The sequence below is a fragment of the Komagataeibacter sp. NFXK3 genome (genome assembly GCF_054182245.1).
In genome coordinates this window covers 1-7,240 of record NZ_JAPIVJ010000043.1, presented here as the reverse complement: position 1 = coordinate 7,240, position 7,240 = coordinate 1, and the positions used below count along the sequence as shown (strand labels likewise).

At 57.0% G+C, this 7,240-nt stretch carries 5 protein-coding genes and 4 pseudogenes; 3 read left to right on the top strand and 6 right to left on the bottom strand.

The window, feature by feature from the left end; translation table 11 throughout:
* Positions 1 to 135: 135 nt before the first annotated feature.
* The 6 genes and pseudogenes from OQZ28_RS16955 to sthA all read right to left on the bottom strand — a co-directional run bounded on the left by OQZ28_RS16955 (position 136) and on the right by sthA (position 4,660).
* Positions 136 to 1,506, bottom strand: a complete 1,371-nt coding sequence (locus OQZ28_RS16955; RefSeq protein WP_130732834.1) for a hypothetical protein — start codon at positions 1,504 to 1,506, stop codon at positions 136 to 138.
* Positions 1,507 to 1,864: 358 nt separating this feature from the next.
* Positions 1,865 to 2,275, bottom strand: coding sequence for a type II toxin-antitoxin system tRNA(fMet)-specific endonuclease VapC (gene vapC, locus OQZ28_RS16950; protein ID WP_061276389.1), 411 nt, complete (start codon positions 2,273 to 2,275; stop codon positions 1,865 to 1,867).
* A pseudogene (gene vapB / locus OQZ28_RS16945) lies at positions 2,276 to 2,476 on the bottom strand (type II toxin-antitoxin system VapB family antitoxin); the annotation flags it as partial.
* A 108-nt stretch (positions 2,477 to 2,584) separates the two neighbouring features.
* Positions 2,585 to 2,875: pseudogene (locus OQZ28_RS16940) on the bottom strand (IS3 family transposase); the annotation flags it as partial.
* A pseudogene (locus tag OQZ28_RS16935) lies at positions 2,869 to 3,099 on the bottom strand (transposase domain-containing protein); the annotation flags it as partial. The pseudogenes OQZ28_RS16940 and OQZ28_RS16935, both read right to left, overlap by 7 nt.
* Before the next feature lie 124 nt (positions 3,100 to 3,223).
* On the bottom strand, positions 3,224 to 4,660 hold the full coding sequence (gene sthA, locus OQZ28_RS16930; RefSeq protein ID WP_061276393.1) for a Si-specific NAD(P)(+) transhydrogenase: 1,437 nt from the start codon (positions 4,658 to 4,660) through the stop codon (positions 3,224 to 3,226).
* A 45-nt stretch (positions 4,661 to 4,705) separates the two neighbouring features.
* On the opposite strand from sthA, the pseudogene OQZ28_RS16925 reads away from it, so the two are divergent.
* From OQZ28_RS16925 to OQZ28_RS16915, 3 genes and pseudogenes are all read left to right on the top strand, one after another.
* Positions 4,706 to 5,072: pseudogene (locus OQZ28_RS16925) on the top strand (TetR-like C-terminal domain-containing protein); the annotation flags it as partial.
* 83 nt (positions 5,073 to 5,155) lie between these two features.
* Positions 5,156 to 5,926 (top strand): alpha/beta fold hydrolase, encoded by a 771-nt coding sequence (locus tag OQZ28_RS16920; protein WP_034929695.1) that lies wholly within the window; start codon positions 5,156 to 5,158, stop codon positions 5,924 to 5,926.
* 206 nt (positions 5,927 to 6,132) lie between these two features.
* Entirely contained in the window at positions 6,133 to 7,227 is a 1,095-nt protein-coding gene (locus OQZ28_RS16915; RefSeq protein WP_240906631.1) for an aldo/keto reductase, read from the top strand.
* Positions 7,228 to 7,240 lie beyond the last annotated feature (13 nt).

Genomic DNA, 7,240 nt, shown 5'->3' with positions numbered 1-7,240 from the left:
CTGTGTCTTGGGATCATTCAATAGGTGCAATCAGTGAGATCCAGACAATCTCTGCAACGAGGCTTTGAAGCGCTGATGTCCGCTATTTGGCAAACAACCTTGTGGTCCAAACGACCGAGATGAGGCGAAAGCGGACTATTTCCTGAGCCTGATGATTCCGAGTTCGTGCCACATCCACCCAAAATCGTAGGCAGCCATGCCACCGCCACTCCCTTGGGCGCGGACCGTAGTGTTTTCGATATCCTTCAACCAGATGGTCACCTTTTTACGTCCTGAAGCTGTCTGGACGGCCTGGCGCGGCGTCATATCCCCCAGGGCCGGGACTGGCTCATCAAGCACCTGCCGATAGTGCTGCTCCAGCATCTGCCCGATAATCCGGGCTTCCTCCTCGGGCGGGATCTGCAGTTCTGGCGAGACCTCCCGTCCATGCGTCCCCCGCTCTTCCATCGCCTGCGCCGGCGTCATGATCTGCATGAGCGGAGCGCGCACGAGATCTCCCAGACCGACCTGCAGCATGGCACGACCACGTTCGGCACGCTCTTTCGAGTTCACCTGCAGCCGCAACTGCCGCCCCTTCAGATCCAGCGTGCCCAGCACGATCGCACCATCATCCATCTCCGTGCGCAGGAACCGCCCGTTTTCATCCCGTCCAGCCTTGCGCACGGGATCGCTCATCGGCTCTTTCAGCCAGTTCCAGAATGACCGGCTCTCTGCCCGCAGGGCTGCCATCCCGTCAAGCACATCCGCCACCATCTTCTGCGTCACGCCCTTTGCCAGCGGGAAACACACTTCGTGGAAGACCAGATCCTCTCCGTCCCCATTGAACAAAGCTGGCCCCTCCATCTGCCGGGCCATGTCCTCCAGCGTCCGGAACAGCCAGGTCAGCGTGAACATCGGCGCAAGCTCACGCAGGGTCTGCGTATCGACTTTCGGAAACTCCGCCTTGCCCCGTCTTTTCCGCAGAGCCCTGTAAAGGTTCGCAGCCAGATCCTCACAGGCACCCCGCGAATAGGCGAGCAGTCCGCCTGCCAGAATGGTCTTCCCATCGGACGGCACGAGACGTGCTGCAATCCGGTCCCACTGCTCCAGTGTCCGGGTTGCCGTGCCTTCATGCACCAGAACCGGATCACTACCCCGCAGCAGGTCTCGCGCCATCAGGCTCTGGCCGGGTCTGATGTCCGAGACTTCATACAGGCTCATGACCGAAGCCTTGAGGGCACGCATGTAGGCGCTGTTACGCGGCCCTTCCTTCCAGCTCCGACGCTTGAGGTAAACGTCGACGAAGTTCCGGCCGTCATCCCAGTCCTGCCCGAGAAAATCCTCGAAGGCGCAGCCCCACAGCGTCATGGCAACGTCGGGGCCGATCATCTCCGCCAGATCCTCGAAGGAGATGTCGCCCGCTTCCAGCGCCGGACCAATGTGATCGCCAAGCACTTCGCCAAAACACTCCTGCCAGTCCTCCTGGCCGAGATATCGGATCAGTCCCGTGAGTTCGTCTGCGGCCATGACTGCTCCTGCGTCTCCTGAACCTGACTCGGTGAGGCCGGAACGATATCCCGAAACAGGCATCAGGGCACCCTGCCCCACATTCACACACATGTGACCTTCGACAAAATTGCGCCGGATTACCTTTTCATCTGTTTCCCATGTGTTTCCTGCAGGGAATTTCAGACAACAAAAAACCCGCCGTGTGCGAGCGGGTTTATCGTGTCAAATCAAGGATTCATATCTGGTTTCAGGGGGCCTGCAACCAAAGAAAATTGCAGTTTGTCAGCGGGTTCGTAGAGAGGCTCTACTGCATGACATAGTCGATTGATAAACAATCGTTTTTATCAATATTCTGTCTCGCCGCAGCCTTTCCCGGTCAGACCGTGTCAGTCAACCAGTCCTCGGTTCGAAGACCTTCCACCCGCTGAAATTCCCGCAGATTGCCGGTCACCACAATCAGCCCCCTGCTCCGGGCATGCCCGGCAATCATGAGATCATACGGATCTATGATACGGCCATTCCGTTCAAGAGCAGCCCGAATGTCCGCTGTATGGGCGGCCGCTTCACTGTCGAATGGCAGGACCGCCAGCCTTGCCGCGAAGTGCTCGACCTCACGCCTTGTGTGCACGGGATCAGACGAGCGTTCCGCGCCATAAAGCAGCTCATACAGCACCACGTCCGAGATGCAGAGTTCCTCCGCACAGCTGTTGAACCTCGGACGCAGCCCCTGCGGTCGATCCCGCAACACCCGGATACAGAGGTTCGTATCCAGCAGGTAACGCAGCATTCAGAGCGCCTCGCGTTCCTGCATGGCTGGCTGGTTCCGCTCCCCCAGATCCACCCCGGGAGCCGCAAAGAAATCATCCCACGCCACATCGACCGGAGCGATGATCCGCCGTGGACCTTCGGACACGATGACCACCTCACGCACCTGTTCCCCGAAGGCGACCATCTTCGGCAGACGCACCGCCTGCGAGCGATTGGATAGAAAGAGTGTTGTGCGGGTCAGCATCGGAGATCCCTCCTCATGGATATGTATCGTGTATATCCAATTTGGACAAAAATGTCCCGTATTTTTGGAACTCTCTGCACCGCATACATACAATCCGGACAGGTGATTGGGAATATATGTGATATCGGAACACCAGTCTTGGTTAGGCCGATTGATGACCAGATCCCGCAGCAGATATGGATATTTCCGATGCTCCGGATGGGGCATGGTCGTACGCGGCTTCTGGTAAATCGCCCGCAGGCCCATGATCGCCATGAGCCGCCGGACCCGCTTGCGGCCCACTTCATGTTCCAGGCGGCGCAGATGCCATGTCATCTGCCGTAAGCCATAATAGGGCGTTTCCAGGAACTGGGCGTCGATCAGCCGCATCACCTCTGTGTATGATTGGCGTGACGAGTGTTTTCCCAGTTCCAGGGAAGGAACTCGTGCAGGCATGAGACCGGCTGGTCGTTGATCCGGGCGAGAACGTCGGCGAGACAGGCCTGGGGATCGACGTCGTTGAGCTTTGCAGTGACGATGCGGGAATACATGTCGGCCGCGCGCGGGCCGCCCCGATCGGAACCGGCGAACAACCAGGCTTTCCTGCCCAGAGCGATGCCGACTACAGAGCATAGTTGCCTTACTCCGCCAGGTTCGATGTTGCCAGCTTTCTTCACCAGCCAGAAGATCAGCCTGCATGCAGGCCCGGTGCCATGCAATGCGGAGGCAAGGAAAGCTGATCCTTCATGTCGCCACGGGTGATGGAGACTCCACGTCCCCCCTGCGACGGGGAATGCGGTTCCATGCATCAAGGGCCGCGATCTTGTATGCTTCCGCCAATGTCGGGTAATTGAAGGTCGCATCGATAAAGTAGTCGAACGTTCCCCCGAAATTAAGCACGGCCTGACCGATATGGATTAGTTCCGTGGCACTTTCACCGACTATATGCACCCCGAGCAGCCTGTGGGTTTCAAGGGAAATCACCAGTTTCAGCATCCCCGAATGCATGCCTGCGATATGCCCGCGTGATGTCTCGCGAAAGCGTGCGATCCCGCATTCATACGGTATGGATTTTTCCTTTGCCTGTTCTTCCGTCATGCCGACCGTTGAGATTTCAGGCACGGAATATATCCCATAAGGAAAGAATTCAGGGGCTGGCGGCACGGTCTGGCCAAAAGCATGGCACGCTGCGATACGCCCCTGTTCCAGCGATGTGGAAGCAAGGGACGGAAAACCGATGACATCCCCCGTGGCATAGATATGCGCGACACCTGTCTGGAACGTCTTCGGGTCTACTTGCAACCTGCCGCGACTGTCGGCCCGCAGACCGCATGCATCAAGCCCGAGTTGATCCGTAGCCCCGGAACGTCCGCCGGTATAAAGCAGGATATCAGAACGGATCTGCCCGCCATCGGCCAGGAGGGCCACGGGTTGTCCATCCGCGACCGTGATTGAATCCAGCCGGCTGCCCAGCCTGAAGCGCATTCCGCGATCGCATAACTGATGCATGAAGTCGACAATGATGCCCCGGTCCACAAAACCCAGAATACTGTCACGTGCCTCGACAACGCTCACCTGCACATCCAGCGCACTGAATATTGTCGCGTATTCAATACCGATCACCCCCCCGCCAATTACCGTCAGGGAACGTGGCAGGCGCGCAAGGCTGGTCATTTCATCGCTGTCCAGCACGACCGTCCCGTCAAAGGGCACATTGGCCGGACGGTGCGGGCGGGTACCGACGGCAATAATGATCCTGTCACCCGACACGGTCCGCGCAACCCTGTTGTCCATGGTGATCGTAATATGGTGCGGATCCACGAACCGTGCCGTGCCATGCACAACCGCTATGCCGTTGCGGGCGAACTGGTGGTCCAGCATATCGACTTCATAATCCAGGGTCTTGCGCAGGCGACTGTTCAGGTCGGCTATGGTTATATCCTTGCGGGCACGATAAGCCCGGCCATAGAAAGCCTGCTCCCGCCAGCCTGTCAGGTTGAGGACCGTCTCCCGCAGGGTTTTGGACGGAATGGTGCCGGTATGCACGCAGACCCCGCCAACCCGGGTATTTTTTTCGATAATCAGCACGGATCGACCCAGTTTCGCCGCCTGAACCCCAGCCCGCCTGCCTGACGGGCCGCTGCCGATCACGACCAGATCATAATCATATGTCTCGGTCATGCCCCATCCCCCAAACCGGACTGTTCCGGCCCATGTCGTGCCTGTATGGCTAACGCACGGATCATATGCGGGATTTCGCCGGCCATGATGGCTGCGGACCAGAACTCGACCTTTCCCCTGCTGGAAGTGGCCCGGATCGATTTCGTCAGGCGTGGGAAGAGCATGACAGAAGCGATGTCTTTAACGTGCATGCAATTCATGGCAGCGGGGCAGGCCTGTATCCAGTTTGCCTGTCAATATCCCGGTCTTTATCGGCTGATGTTCAGTTCCGATGTCGGCAAGACGATAGCCCCAGTTACATGATGCGGCCATGAATACCTTCGGAAGTCTTCCGGGTCTTCTGGAAAGAGGACAACGTGACGGAAGCTTCCGACCGGTTGCCAGCAGCGCCCTGACGGCAGCAAACCAGGCATCGTGAAACCTTGAGAATGTGGCCTTACCGGTGATAATCTCGCTGCACGATCCAGAGTAATCCAGCCTTATGAAAGCCATCGAATGTTTGATACAGGGAAGTTTGTATCAGTTGGCGATACAAATTTGTTCGTCTCTGAAGCCGGGAACCCGAAAGGAATAGTAATTATATTGCTTCATGGCGGCTTGCAGAGCCGGCTGGATTTCATTCCGCTCGCAAAGTACTTGGCAGAAGATTATAGGCTGATTGCTATTGATACGCGCGGGCATGGTCGATCTGGTATCGGGACGGCCCCCCTGACATATCGACAGCTTCAGGATGATTTTACCGCGGTTCTTAACGCGATGGGGCTGCAACAATCCGGTATAATCGGACATAGTGACGGTGGCATTGTCGCCCTTCGTCTGGCTGCATCTCATGCCGTACAACCAGAGTTCGTCATAGCGGTCGGCGCGCACTGGGTGTTGCCGGAAAATGATCCGGTCCGGCAGATTTATCAGAAGATCAATCTTGAAAAATGGCGTGGGATGTTCGGGAATCAAATATCGGTCTACAACGCGGAAAATCCCGAACCGGATTTCGAAAAGTTATTCAAGGCGGCGACGCATATGTGGCTCGGCTGCGACGAAGATGCCTATCCCGGCGCGTCTGTAAAAAACATCCGGTGTCCTCTGCTCGTCGTGCATGGTGACGACGATATGCTGGTGTCGCGGCAACAGGCGTTTGAGCTTGCTGAGCAGGTTAAAGGTGCCAGATTGCTTAACCTACCCTTCGCGAAACATACGTTACTTGAAGACATGCCTGAACGTGTTTTTCCCTTTTTACAGGATTTCATGAATCGCGTTACTGCCTGAAGGCCATGCAGTTTCATGTCCCGTCAGAGAAATCCCTTTCTGATTCCCCAATGTCTGGCATGAGGCGACTATCGCCTGTCCATTTGTTCCATCAAACGAAACATTCGTGTGTTCCAAAGGACGAAAAAGCCAAACGGAAGAGAGGTTATCGAAATATAGCCTGTGTGGTAGGGTTCTGCTTCAGGAAACAGGGATTTTTCTCAAATATGAAATTGCGGCAACTTGGCAAGAGCGGCCCTCAGGTATCCGAAATCGGTCTTGGGTGCATGAGCATGTCCGGCATGTATGGTCCGGCTGATCGGAAAGAAAGCATCGCTACCATCCATGCCGCGCTGGACGCCAGGATCACGCTTCTCGACACCGGCGATTTCTATGGCATGGGCCATAACGAGATGCTGATCGGTGAGGCGATCAGGGATATTCCTCGCGACAGATTCCTCGTCAGCGTCAAATTTGGTGCGATGCGCGACCCGGGTGGCAACTGGGGTTCCTACGACGCACGGCCTGCCGCCATGAAGAACTTCCTGGCCTATACCCTGCAACGGCTCGGGCTTGATCATATCGACATCTACCGCCCTGCACGGCTGGACCCGGCAGTGCCTGTTGAAGAGACTATTGGCGCCATTGCCGAGATGGTTCAGGCTGGTTATGTCCGGCATATCGGGCTTTCGGAAGTTGGCCCGGAGACCATCCGGCGCGCGGCGTCCGTCCATCCGATCAGCGATCTTCAGATTGAATATTCGCTGATTTCACGTGGCATCGAGGACAAAATTCTTCCTATCTGTCGTGAACTCGGCATCGGCATAACAGCCTATGGCGTGCTCGCGCGTGGTCTGATCAGCGGGCACTGGCAAGGAGCAAAGGGTCCAGGGGACTTTCGGGTTCATAGTCCCCGCTTTCAGGAAGGCAATGTCGAGCGCAATCTGGCTCTCGTGGAGACATTGCGCGAAATGGCAGCCACCAAGGGCGCAAGCGTGGCCCAGCTGGCAATTGCCTGGGTGGCGGCACAGGGTGACGATATTGTACCACTTGTAGGAGCCCGCCGGCGCGATCGGCTCTCCGAGGCGCTGGGGGCGCTTGATCTTACGCTGACGCCCGGTGATCTGGCTGCTATCGAGAAGGCTATTCCCAAAGGGGCCGCAGCCGGGGAACGCTACGATCCGAAACAGATGGCAGTACTCGACAGCGAGATGGGGTGGTTGCCGTCCTCCCCGCACGGCATCGCAATGTGCCAGAATGGTCGTTGGAAGAAACGACTGCGCGAAAGGACGGCAGATGAAGGATACAGTGATAGGCATTGATCTGGCAAAGAAC